Origin of the sequence: Thalassotalea marina (assembly GCF_014656435.1) — a bacterium.
Classification (GTDB): Bacteria; Pseudomonadota; Gammaproteobacteria; order Enterobacterales; family Alteromonadaceae; genus Thalassotalea_C; species Thalassotalea_C marina.
The window spans coordinates 510,488-529,036 of record NZ_BNCK01000003.1 but is presented as its reverse complement, the minus strand read 5'-3'; the positions used below and the strand labels follow the sequence as shown (position 1 = coordinate 529,036).

The window sequence follows — 18,549 nt, the reverse complement described above, 5'->3', positions numbered from 1 at the left end:
AAGTCCCTAGTTTCCTATTAACACCTGTTTTGTCAGAGCTAACCATGGCGTAATTGATACATCGATTGTATGGCATGGTTTTCCTAAATCATCGTAGCGTCTGAGCTCTATTGCTTCGGCAAAACCGCTAAGCCGTTCAAAAGCTAACGCTTCGTCATCAGTCATTGGGCCGCCTTGCTGTTGCAAGGTTTGAAAACTGGCCTTTGATAACGTACTAGGCTCCATGGTGCGCGCTACATAACGTTTTGCTTGTACATGATAACGAATTGGCAGATAAACGCTAGCGGGAAAGCCTTGTTGTTGCAGCCAATCACTAGCAATCACATCGTGATTAACGTGACCCCATTGGTCTAAACCTGCCATTTGACGTTGGTCAGCAATAAAGTGACCAATATCATGCAGAAAAGCCGCACAAACTAGAGATTGCGGTGCCTGCTGTTGTTGCGCATGCCAAGCACTACTGATGGCGTGCGTGAGTTGACTGCAGGCTTCTCCGTAAGTTTTGTCGCCAAAGTGCTGAAAAAGTTGTTCAATATCTGCCATCACATCGTTGATCATTTGTCTGCTTTTCCTGCCGCTGCGGCAAATTTGGCCATGTGTTGGTCAAACCACCAAGGAGTTTTGTTGGCATCTTCAAACTGTTCTTTACGTTGCACACAGTTTTTAACGATTTGTGCACCAAGGTAACGAATTGGCTCAGGTGGAAACGAACCTAATGGCCCTTTTGCTAAACCACAATTTGACCATGTGTTATTAAGGTCTAACGCTAAAGAAGACAGTATTTCACCACCAAGATAGCTTTGTACAACGCCGTTGCCAGAATAACCTAACCCATAAAAGATATTGGGGTTGTCGTTTAGTCGTCCAAAAAACGGAAGTCCGGTAACAGAGCGATCAGAAGCGCCCGTCCAACTGGTTTCAAAGTTGAGTGATAAAGTGGGGAAAAGTTTGTTAAAACTGTTGCTTAACATGCCTTCAAAACCACTTTTTTGATCAAAAGCTGGCAACATCTTGTTGCCATAAGCAAATAGATTCCCACCTTTGCCTAACATGAGTCTACCGTCAGCACTTGTTCTATAGTAATGAACAAAAATACGCGAATCCGCCACGGCTTTGCCGTGTGATAAACCTATATCAGTTAATGCATCTGCCTGAGGTTTAGTGATGACCATGTCAGATGACACCAATACATAATGCCGATTAAAGCGAGGGAACATTTGCCCCATCCAACCATTAACTGCCATCACCACTTTTTTGGCTTTTATACTGCCCTGCTTGGTATTAACCTCGGGAGTCGTCGTTTGTTGTAGTGCTGTCATCGGCGAATGTTCATAAATATTCACGCCAAGTGAAAGCGCTGCTTTTTTTAGCCCAAGTACTAACTTTCCTGGATGCAAACTACCAGCTGCATCGGTTGATATAGCTGCTTGAGTTAACGGGCTGCCAGAGAACTTTATGGCTTCATGTGCTTTTAATTTTTGCCAACGATTAATGCCATATTGCTCAAGTAAACTAAGTGGTTGATATAGGTTTTTAGCTTGAGCAGCATTATTGGCGGTGTAAATAGCGCCATCAACTCGTATATCGGCATCGATCTGATGTGTTTGACAAAACTGCTCAATATCAAAGACTGCTTGCTCAGAAGCCTGAACTAGTCGAATTGCTTCTTTAATGCCAAATAATCTGACCAAGGTATTGAGTTTAGTGGCAAATGTTAACATACAGCCACCATTACGCCCTGAAGCGCCTTCTCCACATCGTCCTTTTTCGACAATGGTGACATCGGTATTAGGTGATTGTTGTTTAATTTTGATTGCCGTCCACAGGCCGGTAAAACCACCACCAACAATACACACATCAGTGCTGATGTTGCTGGTTAATGGTCTACCAGGTTGATCGCCCGTTAAGGTTAATGCTTGTTTAAACCAAAAAGGCTGAGTATTACTCATGGGCGTAGCTGTCTCGCTCTATTGGCCATGATGTGTTGGATCACCGGAATTGCGTCTGCCAATGAGTCGACAACAAAATGAGCACCTGCTTGATAAAGCTCAGTATAAGCTTTAGTTTTTAACGCGTTTTGCTCTTCTGATGATAAGTCGCGCCACTCTGACTCTGTTAAACCGATGGCATTGCCAGTAACAGCTAGACCTACAGTCCACATACCTGCACGTAAGCCTTCTGTGATACCAGGTGCAGAATCATCAAACTTAATACAATTAGCGACATCCTTGATGCCAAGTTTTTGCACGTTTTCAAGTGCCATCCATGGGCCTGGTCTTGAACCAACAGTGTCATCGCTTGCGACCCAGCAATCTGGGTTATAGCCATGTTCTGCGGCGGCTGGCACTAAGATTTCCATGACTTCTCTAGGGTAACCAGAGCAAGAACCTATTTTGATATCTTGTGCTTTTAACCACGCTATGGTGTCTAATGCCCCTGCAATTGGTGTTGCATGTTGTGCTACTTTGGCTTTTTGCAATGGCATAAAGGTGCGATAAATCTCATCAACCGTGTCGTCTGTCATTGACTGGCCAAATTGCGCTTGCCAGCGTTGATCTACCGACGGTAACTGCCCTAACGTTTTTATATGATCCCACTTGCCCATGCCCATTGGCACTCGAGCTTCAGCGAGAGAAATATCAAAGTTGTAAGCCTGCTTAAATGCTTCAACAAAAATAGTGGTAGGTGCGACTGAGCCATAGTCGACGACTGTGCCTGCCCAATCTAAAATTACGGCTTCGATGTGATTCATGTGTTTTCCTTATAAAAAAGTTGGGGAGCTTTAGTGAGTCTCTCATCACTATCTTGATGTTTAACGTGAGATGCATGGCTGGCGCGAAGCAGCCGAACGCTAAAATACAACATAGAACCAATCACCAAAGCTCCCCCAAGGGTTGCCACCAAGTAACAAAGTTGAATAAAAAATTCGAGCCAGCTGATGTCGGGTGAAGCAAATGTGCGATAAAGCAAAATGCTGACACTACCCAAATAGCCTGCTGAATCGGCGAGGTAAATTAAAAAACCAGCGTTAGCTGTTGAGCCAACAGCTGAAATCATGCGGTCAAACAAAAAACAGTTGTAGGGAATGTAGGCAATATATAACCCAGCACCTAACCAAACCATCCAGCTTTTGCCATCAATCCATTGTTGTTCAAAGGCGTAAGTGGTGCCGCCTAACAGAGCACAGCCGAGTAAGATAAAGCCGTGGTTGCTTAAAAATGCCGTGGTATTGTTTTTGATAACCACCATGGCAGCTAAAACAAACAACACCACACCCGCAATGCGAATCCCGGCATAGGCAAAAATTGCTGGCTCCTCACCATGGCCAAGTGCTTGCCAAATTTCGGCGGAAAAGTTATCGCGAAAATCTCTTAAGCCGGTAAAAAGTAAAAAGCTTGAGATCAGCAATAAAATACCGGGAGCAAAACGCAAAAAGAAAGCTAATCGTTGCTGGCCGTTCATCGGTGCTCGTGCTTGACGGGCCAGTTTATCACTAGGCGAAGGAGCAGGTGTTTGTGCTAAAAAATACACGGATAAAAACAGCGGTAAAATAAAAATAGCCCCTGTTGTTGCTGGCATCCAATATTCTGAAACGTTTAAGTCTAAAATTAACCATTGGCCAACAGTGCGCACTAACCCTGATGCCACGATAAAAGTAACACTTAAAAAAGCACCCAAAATTTCCGAGGTTTTCCTGCCTTCGAGAAAGCTAAAAACGATGCCCCAAATCATGCCCAGCGGAATACCGTTTAAGAACATCATCAGAGGCTTTAGCGATTCAGGCACTAAGGCAAATAAAATTAAAGCCAACTGCGCCGCCATAACCAAAGATAACAGAGCTAACGCCCTGCGATTTGCCGTTAACTCGGAAACAACTTTGATGCCGATAAATTTTGACAATAAGTAGCCAAAAACTTGTGCTAATACCAAAGCAATTTTGAAATCTAACACGCCCATAAAGGCGTCGACTTGTTCAAATTTTCCTACGGAAAAAGGTTTACGAAATGCATACATGCAGAAGTAAGTCATAAATGCCGCTGACGAGGCATAAATTACAAACACAAAAGTGTTGCTACGCTGAAGAAAGTTGCTGATTACCGACATTGATCACTTACCTAAAAAGAGGAGAACTGGGAAGGTTAGCCTTCCCAGTTGACAGCTTGATTAAAAGAAGTCGTATTTAAAGCCAATTTGACCACGGATCCCGTAGTACTCAAGTTGATTTGGACGACTTTCTGAGCCAGTAAAGTATTGCAGTGGCTCATCAGTTAGGTTGTTTAACTCCATATAGATCATGGAGTTATCATTGATGTAATAAGAAGCAGTTGCGTCAACACTTGTATAGTCACCGTAGTAGGTGTCTAACATGTCATTGCTACCGTGATCTTCGATATATTCACCCTTGTGATTAACTGCAATACGCGCTGCGAAATTGCCATCATCGTAATAAAGTGCAAAGTTATATAGCTCATCTGCTTGGCGAGATATTTTCACTTTGTCTTCACGGCCTGGAATTTCCATTTCAGAATCCATTAAAGTGAAGTTAAAGCTCATGCCAAAGTTATCAAGCGATTCATTGATAAAAGCAAGGCTTGAGTTAGCTGTAAACTCTATGCCATGTAACCAAGCATCATCACCATTTAATGGGCTTTTAACTGTCACAGAGTTACCGCGATAGCTGCCTTGGTAGCTTTGTGAAAATACTGGATCGATAATTTGTTTGTAGAAATAGCCGACCGAAATTACACCAGCGTCATCAAAATAATGTTCATACATTAAATCGAAGTTGTTTGAGTAAGTTGGGTCAAGTTCTGGGTTACCAGAGCGCAATTGGTTTTCCATTTCTAAATAGGTCGCGCCAGGTGATAATTGACCAAAATCCGGACGGGCAAAGGTGCGAGTTAATGCAAGTCGAATATTGGTCATATCATCTTGATGATATGTAACATGTAATGATGGCAATACTGACCAATAATCTTTACCGCCTGCTTCTGGTTCTACTTTGGTACCTTGGTCACTTTCAACCGCAACGTAACCATAAACGTCGGTTTTGGTTTGTGTCGCACGTACACCACCTAAAATAGTCCATAGTGCTGACGGTTTGTAAGTCGCCATACCGTAGAAGGATAAATGACTTTCTTCTAGGTCAAAGTTACGGCTCAGGCCTCCACCATTTTCAACAACCTCTGAGTCACCATCTATAAAGCTAAGTTTATGTTTGTTGTCGTCCCACCAACGCTTTAAATCGTTAACCGGGATCACTTGTGAAAAGTGTTTTTGATAATCAATAGAGAAGTTATCAAGAAAATCACCACGGCTTGGCTGATCAACTAAGTTAACCCCTAAATCATTAGCTACTTGTGCCAGTGTTGGAGTCGGACCAAACTTTTCTTCATTCCAGCCATAAAACTTGTCATAGAAATCAGCATTACGTTCTTTGTCGCGGTATTTAAATCCGGTTTTCAGTTCAAGTTGTTCTGAATAGGTATGAATTAAATCAAGTTGGGCGACGATTTTGTCTTTTTCTCGAACATCAATGCCATAAAGTTCAACGTCTGCTAACACGGCCTTTGTTGGATCCATTACCCAATCACTGGGTAAATGCATACCGATACCTCGGGCTGAGTCAGTACCACCATCTATGGTGTTGTAAATAAGGCCGCTGCCAACATCTTGGCCATCTCGCATGCCCACATCACTATCAAATTCAACACCTTGTTTAAATTTAACTACGTAGTAAGCGTTATCTTCACCGTTGGGAATATCGCCATATTCAAATTTATTGTCGTAGGTGCTGAGCTTCCATTCTAAGCGTGTGTTAAAGTCGACATCATATTCACCACCAAATTCGAACCCTTTCATTTCGGTGATTAATTCATTGTAGATATGTTGAAGCTCTACACGGTTCTTGTTGTAGCGTACACGGTGTTTGTAATGGGTTTCTTCGTCAGACAAAGTACCGTACATAGCTTTGGCATATACTAAGCCATGATCGAGCAAGTATTCACCCGACATGTTAAGACCGTAGGTTTTACGTGTACCAGTATAATCACGTAACTCTAAGCGATGAACACCAGCAAAACCGTCGTCATCAATCTCTCTTCTTGGCTCGTAATTATCGGTTGCCCAATCACGTTCCCAAGCGGTGGCATTGATCAAGAAACCAAACTTGTTATCCGCTGATCGATCACCGTAAAGCATGTTAAGTGAATAACTACCGCCTTCTGCTTTTTCTGAATCGCCAACACCAACATTCACCGAAAACATGCGTTCATCTGGTGCTCTGCGCGTAACAAAGTTAATGTTGCCACCAATCGCGTCACCTTCCATGTCCGGTGTAATCGCTTTAGATACTTCTACCAACTCAATCATATCTGTGGGGAAGAAATCAAAGGCAACAGCACGACTAGTTGTTTCTTCTTCAGCAGTTGGTAAACGATCGCCATTCATGGAAGTAGAGTTCCACTGCGATGGTAAACCGCGAACGGCAACAAATCGACCTTCACCTTGGTCTCGTTCAATAGAGACACCCGGCATACGCTGCACGGCTTCTGCTGCGTTACGATCTGGCAATTTGCCGATACCGTCGGCCGACATCACGTTTTTAATATTGTCAGATTCTTTTTGCATGTTAGTGGCCATCATGGCACCACGACGCATATAACCAACGGCAACCACTTCTTCCATGGTGTTTTGATTAAGGTTAAGGCTCAAACTGCCTAGATCGACAACTTTTCCGTCAACAACGGTAATGTCAAAATCTGAAGAAGGGTAGCCTAGATACTCTACGCGTAAGGTATGTTTACCTGCAGGTAGACGAGATAAATTGAACTGCCCTTGATAATTTGATGAAGTTTTTGATTTAGTGCCAACAACTGAAATTTTAGCACCAGACAAGGTGCCAGAAGCATCAGTTACTAAACCTGTAATTGAACCATCAGCTAAAGCGGAAAAGCTAGACATAGCTAAAATGCCGGCTGCTATCGGTGTTAGTTTGTACATGTTATCCCCAAGAAAGTGTGTTTAATTTTGTTGGTCTAGACCAGATTTTGAGGAATAGTGTAAGAGCAATTTGTGACATAAATATGTCACAAATTTTAAAATGCGATGACGAGCTAAAGTTATAACAGGGGCGAAAAACAAAGTGTAGAGTAATGATTTATGATAACTTACCCTACTGTTTTGATTATATTTTATTGCTAATTAGCGCGTTTTGAACTTTTGAGGTTAAATGTTTTTGCTGATACCAAACTATGGGAACAAGAATAGATAAAATACAAAACGCATAGCTCATGTTCCAGCCTAAGCCATAGATAATAACCAAGCAAAATAAAACACTGCAATGGATCAGCCAACGATACTTATTTGCCAACAGCTTGTAAGCAGCTAACATCGCGCTTAGATAAATTAAAATAAACACACCATTGACCCAAAATATTAAATCTTCCAATTGTTTATCGGCTATATAGGTATAAGTAATGACGATTGCCATAATGGTCAGAATGAAGAGTAACGCCCGATTAGCGACGTTATGTTTATTTTGTTTGGCAAATACACGGGGTAAAATTTGTTGCTGAGCAAAGCTTGCTAATAATTTTGCTGCACTAGCAGTGTAAACGTTAACTGTGGCTAATCCTCCGGCAATACCTAACAAACCAATAATCCAATGACCTAACCCACCAAACAACTGATCAAACACAACAGCCATAGAGAGTGGTTGATCATTCGGTAACCAATATAAAATCAAGGTGCATACGACGTAAACCATGCCGACTAATAAAATACCAATTAACATCGCTGGGATTAAATCTTTCGCTGGCTGCGCAAAATCATCCGATAGGTGTGACATGGCTTCTACACCCAAAAAACTCCAAAATGCCAAGCCTGCGGCAATCAACAACGGGTTAATATCATCCTGATTCGGCACTGGAATACCGGCATGTTCAAGCGAAAATAAAGCCGCGAATAACATCGCCGCCACAACCATAACGATCACCAATGTTAATACTAGTTGTATTTGCGCTGATACTCGGATACCACGAAAATTAACGATGTAAATGCTGGTTAACATCGCAAGTTGAACCAGCCATTGTTGGGTTGACGATAATGACACTAAGCCATCGATAAATTGGTATGTCATTAAGATTGCTGCTGGCACACCTAAAGGAACCGCAAATAAAAAAGATAAACCGATTGCACGACCTATCACTCGACCAAAAGCTTGCTCAACAAAATGTGCAGGCCCTGCCGCATGCGGAAAATTAGCAGACAGTTGGCCAAAAATTATGGTGACCGGAATGATTGCCAAGGTCAGTAAAACCCAAGCCCATATAGCATTTTCTCCTGCAATATTTAGTGAACTTTGCGGTAGAATAAATACACTTGTGCCCAACAATGTGGTGGCGAGTAGTCCCGCACCTTGCCAACGGCTTAATTTGTTCATTGTCTTTATATATGTGATTTGTATAGATACAGGGTGAAGATAGTAAAGTAGAATAGAAAAATAATCTGACGGAAAATTCCGTCAAAATGACGGTTATAACGTCATTTTGATTTTTTGGTACGGGCAACATATGGATAAATTTGATCAAGCCATTTTGGCGCAACTTAGAAATAATGCGAGAGCGAGCGTGTCTAGCATTGCGCAGCAAGTAAACTTGTCACGTTCTTCTGTGACCGAACGCATTAAGAAAATGGAAAACAATGGCACTATCAAGGGCTATCACGTGTCTATTTCAGAAGCACAAAAATCAGGCGTGCAGGCTTATTTGGAAATCCAGCATTGCCGATCTCGCTGTGCTGATGTTGTTCCTATGTTGCGAAAATTTCCGGAAATTGAAACTTGTCATGGCATTACCGGCGACATGGATTTACTTATTTATGTCAAAGCTGAGAGCATGCAACGTATCCATGAGATTAGAGAATTCATTGATAATCAAGCAGATATAGTGAAGATAAAAACACATGTTGTTATGAGTGAATGGATCGATAATCGCAGCTAATAAAATTGTTGTTGTAAAAAAACTACATTTTTGGTTGTGCTATAGAAAATCACCAAAAAATTATGCTAATATTGCGCGCATTTAAAATGAAATGGTATTAAATTTCACCAAACTTTCATGCTTGGTCGCTAGAATAAATAATAACCATTTTAAAAAGTAGAAGCGCCAAGATTTATCGCGTCTCAATTCACGTCAGGAGCAATTAGGATATGTTAACAAGTTCACCACAATGGCAGGCATTGGCTGCACATTACAACGAGATCAAAGATACGCATATGCGAGATTTGTTTGTGGCTGATCAACAGCGTTTTAATAAACTGTCTGCCGTGGCTGCGGGAATTACGCTTGATTATTCTAAAAATCAGATCACTGAAAAAACGCTTAATTTGTTATTTGATCTGGCTAGAAGTGCTGACTTAGAAAAGCATCGCAGTAAAATGTTTGCTGGTGAACCCATTAACATTACAGAAAATCGAGCAGTATTGCATACTGCATTGCGCAACTTTTCAGACCAAGCTGTATATGTTGATGGCGATGACGTGATGCCACAAGTTAAAGCGACTTTGGCTAAGGTGAAGCGTTTTGTTGACGCTGTGTCGTCGGGTGAAAAGAAAGGATACAGTGGTAAGGCATTTACCGATGTAGTGAGTATTGGTATTGGAGGCTCATTCCTTGGTCCTAAAATCATGTCAGAGGCATTAAAGCCTTACAGACAAAAACATTTAAATGTTCATTTTGTTGCTAACGTAGATGGTTGTCATTTGCAGGACGTACTCGCGAAGTTAGATCCTGAAACAACTATGGTGATCACTTCATCTAAAACGCTTACTACTCAAGAAACATTGCGTAACACTGAATCAGCAAAAAACTGGTTCTTACAAACGGCTAGTCAAGACGATGTTAAATACAATTTTGCTTGTGTATCTACCAACATCGCTGCCGCGGAAAAGTTTGGCATTGACCTAGATAACATTTTTCCTATGTGGGACTGGGTTGGTGGTCGCTATTCGGTATGGTCTGCTATTGGTTTACCATTAGCTTTAGCCATAGGTTTTGATAACTATCAAGCGTTCCTTGAAGGTGCATTTGAGATGGATCAGCACTTTACCAGTGCGCCGCTAGATCAAAACTTGCCGGTTATTCTTGCTCTTTTGGGTATTTGGTATCGCAATTTTCACGGTGCTCAATCACAAGTATTGCTTCCGTATTATCATTATTTACGTGGTTTACCTGCTTACGTGCAACAGTTAGATATGGAGAGTAATGGTAAGTCTGTGTCATTAACCAACAAAGAAGTTGATTATGATACTGGCCCTATTATTTGGGGTAGTGAAGGAACAAATGGCCAACACTCGTTCCATCAGTTAATTCACCAAAGTAAAACTCCTATTCCGGTTGATTTTATGTTGCCGTTGCATCCTCATCATGATGTGGAAAATCATCATGACATGTTGGCGTCAAACTGCTTTGGTCAGGCGCAAGCGTTAATGGAAGGTCAATCAGAAGCACAAGTTATTGCCGCTATGACAAAAGCTAAGTGCAGCACTGATGAAATTAAAAACCTATCTAGTCACAAAGTAATGAAAGGCAATAAACCAAGCAATACATTGATTTTTGATAAACTAGATCCTAAAACTCTTGGTAGCTTAATTGCTTTATACGAGCACAAAGTATTTGTCCAAGGTGTTATTTGGCAAATTAACTCTTTTGATCAATGGGGTGTTGAGTTAGGTAAAGCGCTAGGTAATCAGGTGTTATCTAAATTAGCAAATCACGACGAGCCACTGACAATGGATGGTTCAACCAATGCGTTAATTGAGATGTTTAGACAACGCCATCAATAAGCTAACGCTGCATAAAATACTTGAAAGCACTGCAATTGCAGTGCTTTTTTATAGTCAATATTTAATGATTTGACGCGTTAACCACAGCGTTGTAGTTTAGATTTATTGCCTTTAATTCAAATGGTTTTAAATATGATGACCGATGATATCGTTGCGCATTTACAAAGTATAGCTAATGCCGATATTGCTGAACATTCACAACGGTTTTTTAAAACATGCCCTGGCGAGTATGGCGCCGGAGACAAATTTTTAGGTATTCGAGTACCTGTACTTAGAAATCTTGTCAAACAGTATAAAAATGCTGAGTTAGCTGACGCAATAAAACTACTGCATAACGAATACCACGAAATTCGATTGTTTGCTTTGTTGTTAATGGTGGCACTTTATCAATCTTCAAAACAAATTGAACAACAGAAAGCTATTTTTGATAGCTACCTCGCCAATACTAAATGGATCAATAACTGGGATCTGGTGGATTGTTCTGCACATAAAATATTAGGCCACTACTTATTGGATAAAAATAGAGAAGTTCTCTTTCAGCTAGCGGTTTCAAATAGTCTGTGGGAAAGGCGCATTGCCATGATGGCAACATATACCTTGATAAAACATCAGCAATTTGAGCAAACCTTCGCGCTTGCAGAGCTTTTACTGGATGATAATGAAGATCTAATTCATAAAGTTGCTGGCTGGATGTTACGTGAAGTTGGCAAGATAGACTTAGCAGCAGAACTAAGATTCTTAGACTTACATTATCAATGCATGCCAAAAACTATGCTGCGTTATGCGATTGAAAAATTGCCACAATCACAAAGAAAACATTATTTAAAGGTGAGTACCGCCTAATAATAAAAAGTTCTCGATAACCACCTGTAACTGGTTAAAAAATGTGTTACCTTGACACTGGAAACTAAAAATAATAATAAGATTATCAGTGGTATACCATGACAAATTCACATCGTAAATACAGTTCAGTTGTGCGACAGGTGCTTTTAGCTGTTGCCAGTATCATCACCATTATTGCTGTCTTTGTAGCAACATCAGTTATTTCCGAACGTTCTGAATCGGTTGAACAGTCCGTGTTACGAGACTTAAAAATAGCAACACACGATTCGGCGGCAGGCATTCATGAATTTTTTCGTGAACGTTCTAGGGTTGTTATCGGTTTAAAAGGCAATCCTTTTCTCAATGATTGGTTTTCAAGCTACACACAAAGAGGCGCTGAGATTGATAGCGACCCAACTTATCAATCAATTGTCAGAATGTTTAAGCAAATTTCTGCACAAGATCCGCTCATTAAATCAGCTTTTTATGCGCCAGCCAAAACTCATGAGTATTTTGATATTAACGGTCGTTACAACGACCCTGACTATTCGACCAGTAAACGTCCTTGGTGGGGAGAGGCTTTAGCCTTAGACAGGCTATTTATTACACGTCCAGAAATTGATATTAATGACGGCTCAATTGTAACCTCCATTAAAACCACTATTTATGACAACAACAACCAACTGCTTGGCGTAGCCGGTATAGATGTTTTAGCGTCAGAAGTAAGAAGTAAATTAGTTGATACCATGAGTTACCAAGGACAAGGACATGGTTTTTTGTTCACCAGTGATGGCCAGTTGATTGCTTTTCCTGATCAAGCGAACAAAATAGATATGAGCAAGTTACCTAAGTTAGCTGATGTTGAAGGGATATTTTCTAATAGCCAAGGTTTTGCTGAGTTAACAAGTTTAGCCACTCGCCCACAAGACGTGATCAGCGAAGTAACGTGGCAAGATGAATCGTATCTCGTTGTGGTTAGCCCTATTGTTGATACTACCCTGAACTTAGATTGGCGTATCGGTTTCATGGTACCTAAATCTATTATCACTGAACCAGTCAACACCACTATCATAAATTCTATTCTTTTAGTGATGTTGGTGGTGGCTTTAACATCCGTTGTTACTGTTTTTGCAATCAAAAAATTGTTAACTAATCCCTTGTTAACCATAGTGAATGCAATGGACCGAATTGCCACTGGTGATGGTGACCTTACCCAACGGATCGCAATGAATAGAAATGATGAATTGGGCAGGTTAAGTGATTCATTTGATTTATTCGTTTCCAATATTCAGCAGATCATCAAACAATGTGACGACGTTACTGACAAAGTGCTGGCTGAATCTTCACAGGTCAATTACCTGACGAGTGAATTTTCAAGTAATGTATTGGAGCAAAAGGGATATATTGAGCAAATAGCGGCTGCGACTACTGAGATGACTCAGACCATTCACGGTATTTCTGAAAATGCGCAAAGTGTTTTGGATTGTGCAACTCAAGCGAGTAGCGAATCATCCGAGGGACGTGAATTGGTCACTGATGCAACTAACCTAATGGCTGGCCTTTCCAAACAAGTATCAGAAACAACGGATGTGGTAAGTACACTACACAAAAACTCAGAATCAATCACCGCCATGTTAGAAGTGATCAAAGGAATTGCTGAACAAACCAACTTGTTAGCACTAAACGCTGCTATTGAAGCTGCACGTGCGGGTGAACAAGGTCGAGGCTTTGCTGTTGTGGCAGACGAAGTAAGGACTTTGGCAAGCCGAACACAAGAATCTGCTGGAGATATTGAACAAATCATTGCCAAGTTGCATCAATCGGCCGAAGCAGCAGTGGCAGCAATGAATGAAGGCAAGGAGCAAACTGACCAAGGCGTAGTGATTATTAACCAGGTGAACGACAAACTGTTTCAAATTAGTGATGCGATAAAAGTAATCGAACAACAATCAAACGAAACGGCGTCGGCGACCAAAGAACAAGTAGCCGCAGCTGATGAAATTTCATTGCAAACCGTCACGGTAAATAATTTAGCTGATGATACCGTTTCACAAACCCAGCAGATGGCGACTAAAAGTAGAGAACAAGAATCTATCACTCACGAACTAAAACAAACGTTGGCACAATTTAAAGTTAACTAAACTTAGCGAAAGCTGTTGGTTATTAAAAAAAGCAGCTGAGATGCTGCTTTTTTGTTACGACAGTTAAATATGTCAAATATTCTTGGTTATGGTTTGATATTCATCTTTCTATTCCTAATATGATAACCAAGAATAGCGCTGAAACTTCAATAAATTCAGTGAAAAGGAATAAAAATGAAACTTGGCGAAAAAATAAAACAGCTGCGACAACAGGCTGATCTTACCCAACCAGAATTAGCGCAAAAAGCAGGTATTGAACAGTCATATTTATCTAAATTGGAAAACGACAAAGCCGCTCCGTCGTTTGATGTGATCAGTAAAGTGGCCCAAGCATTAAACACTGACGCTATGTCAATTATTGAGTCATTAGATAATGGCTATTTGCAAGAACACTTAAGCCACCTTCCCGAAGTTGCAGTTAATGTTGCCTCAAAACAACGAGAACAACTAGAACGTATGCGTAAAGGGTATATTGCCGGCGCGTTTGCTATTGTAATCGGTATTGCTTTGGTGATCTTGGGCAACTCGCATGGCATCTTCTCAGAAATGGTTTATCAATATGAATCGAGGGGGTTAATAAAGCCGAGTGAAGTTAATGCGCATTTTAGTACAGGAACCGTCACAGAATATCAAGAGAATGCTGATCAAAGACATGAGCGTATTCGCGCCAACAAACCACGTTTAGATGAGCAACTGTTAATGGTCACAACTTATCGCGGTGAAGGCTTTGTTGAATATTATGGTCAAGACCGTCGTTATTTTAAGTTAGTAGACCAACGTACTCAGGAATCGGGCATGAAATCACTGTGTATAGTGTTTGGTTTTATCTTTTTAACCTCTGGTGGGTTTTATCTAGGGTATGTATTTAGGTTTTTAGCACCTAGAACATGACACTATATCTAACCACGATTATATTTTTGGTATTCAGGGTGTAAGTCTATATAGTCGCACCAAGTACTAAAATTTTGATAATTAAATCTTTTGTCATTAGTTGTGTACCATTGCGACATATTCAAGGCGGGCAAACGAAATTTTATTTTATGCCCGTCAATGGCTACCCAACAGGCGAGATCTTTAGAGGTTTCGTTTTTGACTTGCACTCGGGCAAAGCCTTCTAAACTGTGGCCAAAGAATGACTTGTATTTAGGTTTGGCGAAAGCTTTGTCAGCAAAAACAAAACACATCAATACGATAAAAACACCGGCTATTGATGTTTTTAAATTTTGCATAAAACTTATACGATTAAAAATAAAATACATAACTTTTATATGCTTAGCCAAATTTGTTGACCGTGCCTTAGTACATTATTTAGCTGTTGTCTAAATATATTACTATATTTTTACCGTTTAACCATTGAAAGCTATCGCTAGTGTCTATATAACTACTTCACAAATAAAAATTCTGCAAAAACAACTTTTCGTGAATTGCAGTTACACAAATGCTTAGAAGTGGATTAAAAATGACAAATATCGTAGCTATTAAAAAAGAGCAACATCAAAATGTTAAAGTTGCCGCACAACGTGATTTAAGCCAATTTGCTGGTCAACATATTGCACCAGTTACCGTTCGCGAGTTTGCACAAGCTGCGACAAGTTACCCAATCGTTTTGGTTAAAGAGCCTGAGTCAAATCAATTCCGTACTGTAGTTATGCTTGGTTTAGAAGCTGGCGAGAACTTATATCTTTCAGATGAAAAATGGCAAGCTATTTATGTTCCTCAAGCTTTATCTATGGTGCCTTTTTCTTTAGGTTTAGACCCTGAAAAAGAAAACACATTAACATCTTGTGTTGATTTAGACAGTCCTTTTGTTGGTGAAGATAAAGAGCATGCTTTATTTGACGAGCAAGGTAATGAAACTGACTTTTTCAAAAATATTCACGATCAATTAGGTCGTTTATATGAAAATGAATTAACAAACCAAAAGTTCATGCAAGTGCTAACTGACAACGATTTGATCCAAGAACTTGAATTGATCGTTACTTTTGCTGATGGTCAGAGCAAAAAATTAGTAGGTATTTACGGTATCAATGAGAAAAACCTACAAAACTTAAAAGATGAAACTGTATTAGAGTTCAACAAAGCCGGCACTTTCATGCCAATTCACGCTATGTTAACGTCTGCAGGCCAAGTTAACCGCTTAGCACAGCTTCGCAATACTGGTAGCAACCCACAAAAGATTGCTAACATTCAGTACAGCGTAAAAACTGAAGAAGCTAAATAATCAATAGAACCTATTGAAACAAAGGGAGCATTAGCTCCCTTTTTTATTGAAACTTGCTATGCTAAACCTACGTGAAGTGAATATTTCTGGGAATGGTATGGCAGATAAAGAAAATATTTCAGCAGACGTACGCAAAAAAGTACAAGTTATTGCCAGTGACATCAGCGAACAAGTAGCAAAAAACATCTTTACCTTGTTGGAAGCCGCTGAGCCAGTTGAAAAAGATATCGAAAACCATCCTGATTATATTTCACAAAAGCAATCGTTTGAGCAGCTATTTAGCGAAAAAGAAAAGGCATTACAACAAGCACTTGAAGAGCAAGCTTTACTGCAACAACAACTTGATCAGATAACTCAAGCCAGTGACAACCTTAAAAAAAACATCTCAGCACAGAACGCAACACTTGATATTCAAAATAAAAAAATTTCTGAATTAACCAATGAAATTAACCAAATAACATCAGCATTTGACGTTTACAAAGAAAATGTTGAGGCATTAGGTGCAAGTAAATCTAATGCCGAAGCACTCGAACAGGCCATCAGTAAAAAAGATAGTGCTATTAATTTACTAAAACTAGATATTAAGCAAAAACAGCAACAATGTGAGCAACTGACAAATAAACTGCAGGAGCTTGAAGCTAACAATAAACAGTCTAACCAAATAAATGCACAACAGCTTTCAACTATTGAACATCTTACAGCGGAAAAGACAAGGCTTGAACAGCAAAATGCTGAGCGAGAAATTGAAATAGGCCAAGCTAATACGGTAATAGAAAAGCTTGAACAGCAGCTTGCAGAATATTCACAATATCAAACACAACTAATCGCGCAGCAAGAACAAGCGCAAAAACTCGAAAAAGAATTGAAACAAAGAGAAGAGCAACATCAAACGCTTTCACAAGAAATAGAACGGCTGCAAAGCAATGAACAACGCTTTATTGCTGAGAAGACTGAATTGGAAAATGAGCTGCAAAATATTAATGACAAGGCACAAACTTTAGAACAAAAAATTAATGAACTACAACTAGATGTTTCAGGGAAAAACAACGAGTTAATACAAACACAGCAGCGCTTTGAAAGTTACAAAAATAAGCGGCATCAACAAGAAGCGGAGTACGAAAAAGCGAGAGAAACCATTAAATACTTGCGAGATGAAAACCAAGAGCTTGAGCTACAACGTAGTCAAGAAGTGGCAGAATTAGAGCAGCAAGTTACTGAGTATCGCTTACGTTTTGAATACGCACAAAAAGAATTATCAAAAAAGTCGTGATTTTAAAGTGAGCAACGTATACTGCTAGCTGACAATGAAAATAGACTATCTAACGTTATGATCCGTTTACCCTTTAAAAAGCTTAGTGCATGGCAACAGACTGCTTTTTGTGCTGCATTAATCGAACGAATGCTCCCTAATTACGCTATGTTTAGCCAGGCAACTGATTTTGGCGATGTGGCGTTACTGCGCAACCAATTAAACTTGGTATGGCAGCGATTAGACAAAAACCAAAAAGTTAAAATTAATTATGATGTGCAACTTGAAAAGTTGGAAGAGCAAGTGCCCAATCCTGAGCTATTTGAATTTTTTGGTGTTTTCCCTGCATTAGATACCTGTATGGCTGTTCACGCCTTACTTCAATATCTTCAAACAAATGATGAAGAGTGTATAGAACAAGTATCACGCTTATCTGCAAACAGTGTTAGCGCTTACATAGAATTGATGTTGCTTGAAGAAATGGCTGACGAAGATGACGCTGTTATAACGGAAAAAGATATTGCAGCAGATCCCCTAATGATTTGGGAAAAAGAAATGCAAAATGCAGTTTTTGATTTATTGCAAGAGTCTCCAGAAAACGTGAAAACCATAAAAGAATTGAAGTCTATGGTACTTGAGCAAGGCCTTTCTAACTTAGGGCTAGAAATACACTAACCTTGTGTTTTAGCAAGGTTTTGAGTCTCAGTAAGTAGCGCGTTCAGCGCTGCTACAGAAAATCCTTGGTCATAGAAGTATCGAATCACTCCTTGTTGATCTAACAATATAACTCTAGCGTTGTTGGGGTTTGTATTACCAGTAAGTCGTTGAATTTGCTCTGCGTCTTGGTACACAGTAATAACGTTTGCCCAAAGTGATGAAGGAATGCCTTTTTTCATTCCATTATCAATGGTTGAGCGGATCATTCTGGGCATTAGCCCTGCGATGGTTGGGATCTCATAGATGTCAGCGCTAAAGCCTTTCATATCTAAACCTATTAACCAGCGATCAATATCAAACTGACTATCTTGCTTATAACCGATAAGCAGCAAAGCCGGTTTACCAGAAAAAGCTTGTGGCATTGTAACGTTTTCATCGGATAAGCTGTTGCCGTTGACGCTCGGGAAGGCTTGCCCTGTTATATTTTTATTAGGGTATTTTGTCGAACAGCCAAGTAAAAACACCAGACTAAATATAAACACTGCAAACTTCATCAACTACTTCCTCCAATTCAAATAACCAACTAAAAACACATTTATTCTGCGCCGCCTTG

The 18,549-nt window shown here is 40.1% G+C and carries 16 protein-coding genes; 8 read left to right on the top strand and 8 right to left on the bottom strand.

The genetic code is table 11. From position 1 onward, the window contains the following. Positions 1-6 precede the first annotated feature (6 nt). The 6 genes from IE199_RS08815 to yjeH all read right to left on the bottom strand — a co-directional run bounded on the left by IE199_RS08815 (position 7) and on the right by yjeH (position 8,443). Positions 7-558, bottom strand: coding sequence for an HD domain-containing protein (locus IE199_RS08815; protein WP_189769314.1), 552 nt, complete (start codon positions 556-558; stop codon positions 7-9). Next, the gene (locus IE199_RS08810; RefSeq protein ID WP_189769312.1) at positions 555-1,949 is read right to left on the bottom strand and encodes an FAD-dependent oxidoreductase; all 1,395 of its coding nucleotides are present in this window, start codon (positions 1,947-1,949) and stop codon (positions 555-557) included. Before IE199_RS08810 ends, IE199_RS08815 begins: the two co-directional genes overlap by 4 nt. Continuing rightward, the gene (gene phnX, locus IE199_RS08805; protein ID WP_189769311.1) at positions 1,946-2,752 is read right to left on the bottom strand and encodes a phosphonoacetaldehyde hydrolase; all 807 of its coding nucleotides are present in this window, start codon (positions 2,750-2,752) and stop codon (positions 1,946-1,948) included. The genes IE199_RS08810 and phnX overlap by 4 nt, the downstream gene beginning before the upstream one ends. After that, positions 2,749-4,104 (bottom strand): DUF5690 family protein, encoded by a 1,356-nt coding sequence (locus IE199_RS08800; RefSeq protein WP_229854617.1) that lies wholly within the window; start codon positions 4,102-4,104, stop codon positions 2,749-2,751. Before IE199_RS08800 ends, phnX begins: the two co-directional genes overlap by 4 nt. Positions 4,105-4,164: 60 nt before the next feature. Then, a complete protein-coding gene (locus tag IE199_RS08795; protein ID WP_189769309.1) occupies positions 4,165-7,002 on the bottom strand; it encodes a TonB-dependent receptor in 2,838 nt (945 codons plus the stop codon). A 184-nt stretch (positions 7,003-7,186) separates the two neighbouring features. Further along, positions 7,187-8,443, bottom strand: coding sequence for an L-methionine/branched-chain amino acid transporter (yjeH, locus tag IE199_RS08790; RefSeq protein WP_189769307.1), 1,257 nt, complete (start codon positions 8,441-8,443; stop codon positions 7,187-7,189). 130 nt (positions 8,444-8,573) lie between these two features. On the opposite strand from yjeH, the gene IE199_RS08785 reads away from it, so the two are divergent. From IE199_RS08785 to IE199_RS08765, 5 genes are all read left to right on the top strand, one after another. Then, positions 8,574-9,002: an Lrp/AsnC family transcriptional regulator gene (locus IE199_RS08785; RefSeq protein WP_189769305.1), complete on the top strand. Its 429-nt coding sequence runs from the start codon at positions 8,574-8,576 to the stop codon at positions 9,000-9,002. A 209-nt stretch (positions 9,003-9,211) separates the two neighbouring features. Continuing rightward, positions 9,212-10,846 (top strand): glucose-6-phosphate isomerase, encoded by a 1,635-nt coding sequence (gene pgi / locus IE199_RS08780; protein ID WP_189769303.1) that lies wholly within the window; start codon positions 9,212-9,214, stop codon positions 10,844-10,846. A gap of 132 nt (positions 10,847-10,978) precedes the next feature. After that, positions 10,979-11,689, top strand: a complete 711-nt coding sequence (locus IE199_RS08775) for a DNA alkylation repair protein (RefSeq protein ID WP_229854616.1) — start codon at positions 10,979-10,981, stop codon at positions 11,687-11,689. Between the two features lie 98 nt (positions 11,690-11,787). Continuing rightward, entirely contained in the window at positions 11,788-13,809 is a 2,022-nt protein-coding gene (locus IE199_RS08770; protein ID WP_189769302.1) for a methyl-accepting chemotaxis protein, read from the top strand. A 174-nt stretch (positions 13,810-13,983) separates the two neighbouring features. Continuing rightward, positions 13,984-14,700, top strand: coding sequence for a helix-turn-helix domain-containing protein (locus IE199_RS08765; RefSeq protein WP_189769300.1), 717 nt, complete (start codon positions 13,984-13,986; stop codon positions 14,698-14,700). Between the two features lie 8 nt (positions 14,701-14,708). On the opposite strand, the gene IE199_RS08760 is transcribed toward IE199_RS08765, so the two are convergent. Continuing rightward, the gene (locus IE199_RS08760) at positions 14,709-15,038 is read right to left on the bottom strand and encodes a hypothetical protein (RefSeq protein WP_189769298.1); all 330 of its coding nucleotides are present in this window, start codon (positions 15,036-15,038) and stop codon (positions 14,709-14,711) included. Between the two features lie 230 nt (positions 15,039-15,268). Here IE199_RS08760 and IE199_RS08755 point away from each other — a divergent pair, with 230 nt between their 5' ends. Genes IE199_RS08755 through IE199_RS08745 form a run of 3 tightly spaced genes read left to right on the top strand, consistent with a single transcriptional unit; the run spans position 15,269 to position 17,954 of the window. After that, a complete protein-coding gene (locus tag IE199_RS08755; protein ID WP_189769296.1) occupies positions 15,269-16,030 on the top strand; it encodes a SapC family protein in 762 nt (253 codons plus the stop codon). A 58-nt stretch (positions 16,031-16,088) separates the two neighbouring features. Next, on the top strand, positions 16,089-17,300 hold the full coding sequence (locus IE199_RS08750; protein ID WP_189769294.1) for a coiled-coil domain-containing protein: 1,212 nt from the start codon (positions 16,089-16,091) through the stop codon (positions 17,298-17,300). 57 nt (positions 17,301-17,357) lie between these two features. Further along, positions 17,358-17,954, top strand: a complete 597-nt coding sequence (locus IE199_RS08745; RefSeq protein ID WP_189769293.1) for a YjaG family protein — start codon at positions 17,358-17,360, stop codon at positions 17,952-17,954. Here the strand turns inward: IE199_RS08745 and IE199_RS08740 are convergent. Beyond that, a complete protein-coding gene (locus IE199_RS08740; RefSeq protein WP_189769290.1) occupies positions 17,951-18,490 on the bottom strand; it encodes a hypothetical protein in 540 nt (179 codons plus the stop codon). The two genes, IE199_RS08745 and IE199_RS08740, sit on opposite strands and share 4 nt — an antisense overlap. Positions 18,491-18,549: the final 59 nt, after the last annotated feature.

Bases quoted from the DNA above. Each gene is read 5' to 3' on its own strand.
- IE199_RS08810 (WP_189769312.1), bottom strand. From the start codon at position 1,949: ATGAGTAATACTCAGCCTTTTTGGTTTAAACAAGCATTAACCTTAACG.
- IE199_RS08745 (WP_189769293.1), top strand. From the start codon at position 17,358: ATGATCCGTTTACCCTTTAAAAAGCTTAGTGCATGGCAACAGACTGCT.
- IE199_RS08740 (WP_189769290.1), bottom strand. From the start codon at position 18,490: ATGAAGTTTGCAGTGTTTATATTTAGTCTGGTGTTTTTACTTGGCTGT.
- IE199_RS08795 (WP_189769309.1), bottom strand. From the start codon at position 7,002: ATGTACAAACTAACACCGATAGCAGCCGGCATTTTAGCTATGTCTAGC.
- IE199_RS08765 (WP_189769300.1), top strand. From the start codon at position 13,984: ATGAAACTTGGCGAAAAAATAAAACAGCTGCGACAACAGGCTGATCTT.
- IE199_RS08750 (WP_189769294.1), top strand. From the start codon at position 16,089: ATGCTAAACCTACGTGAAGTGAATATTTCTGGGAATGGTATGGCAGAT.
- IE199_RS08760 (WP_189769298.1), bottom strand. From the start codon at position 15,038: ATGCAAAATTTAAAAACATCAATAGCCGGTGTTTTTATCGTATTGATG.
- phnX (WP_189769311.1), bottom strand. From the start codon at position 2,752: ATGAATCACATCGAAGCCGTAATTTTAGATTGGGCAGGCACAGTCGTC.
- IE199_RS08785 (WP_189769305.1), top strand. From the start codon at position 8,574: ATGGATAAATTTGATCAAGCCATTTTGGCGCAACTTAGAAATAATGCG.
- IE199_RS08815 (WP_189769314.1), bottom strand. From the start codon at position 558: ATGATCAACGATGTGATGGCAGATATTGAACAACTTTTTCAGCACTTT.
- IE199_RS08755 (WP_189769296.1), top strand. From the start codon at position 15,269: ATGACAAATATCGTAGCTATTAAAAAAGAGCAACATCAAAATGTTAAA.
- IE199_RS08800 (WP_229854617.1), bottom strand. From the start codon at position 4,104: ATGTCGGTAATCAGCAACTTTCTTCAGCGTAGCAACACTTTTGTGTTT.
- yjeH (WP_189769307.1), bottom strand. From the start codon at position 8,443: ATGAACAAATTAAGCCGTTGGCAAGGTGCGGGACTACTCGCCACCACA.
- IE199_RS08775 (WP_229854616.1), top strand. From the start codon at position 10,979: ATGATGACCGATGATATCGTTGCGCATTTACAAAGTATAGCTAATGCC.
- IE199_RS08770 (WP_189769302.1), top strand. From the start codon at position 11,788: ATGACAAATTCACATCGTAAATACAGTTCAGTTGTGCGACAGGTGCTT.
- pgi (WP_189769303.1), top strand. From the start codon at position 9,212: ATGTTAACAAGTTCACCACAATGGCAGGCATTGGCTGCACATTACAAC.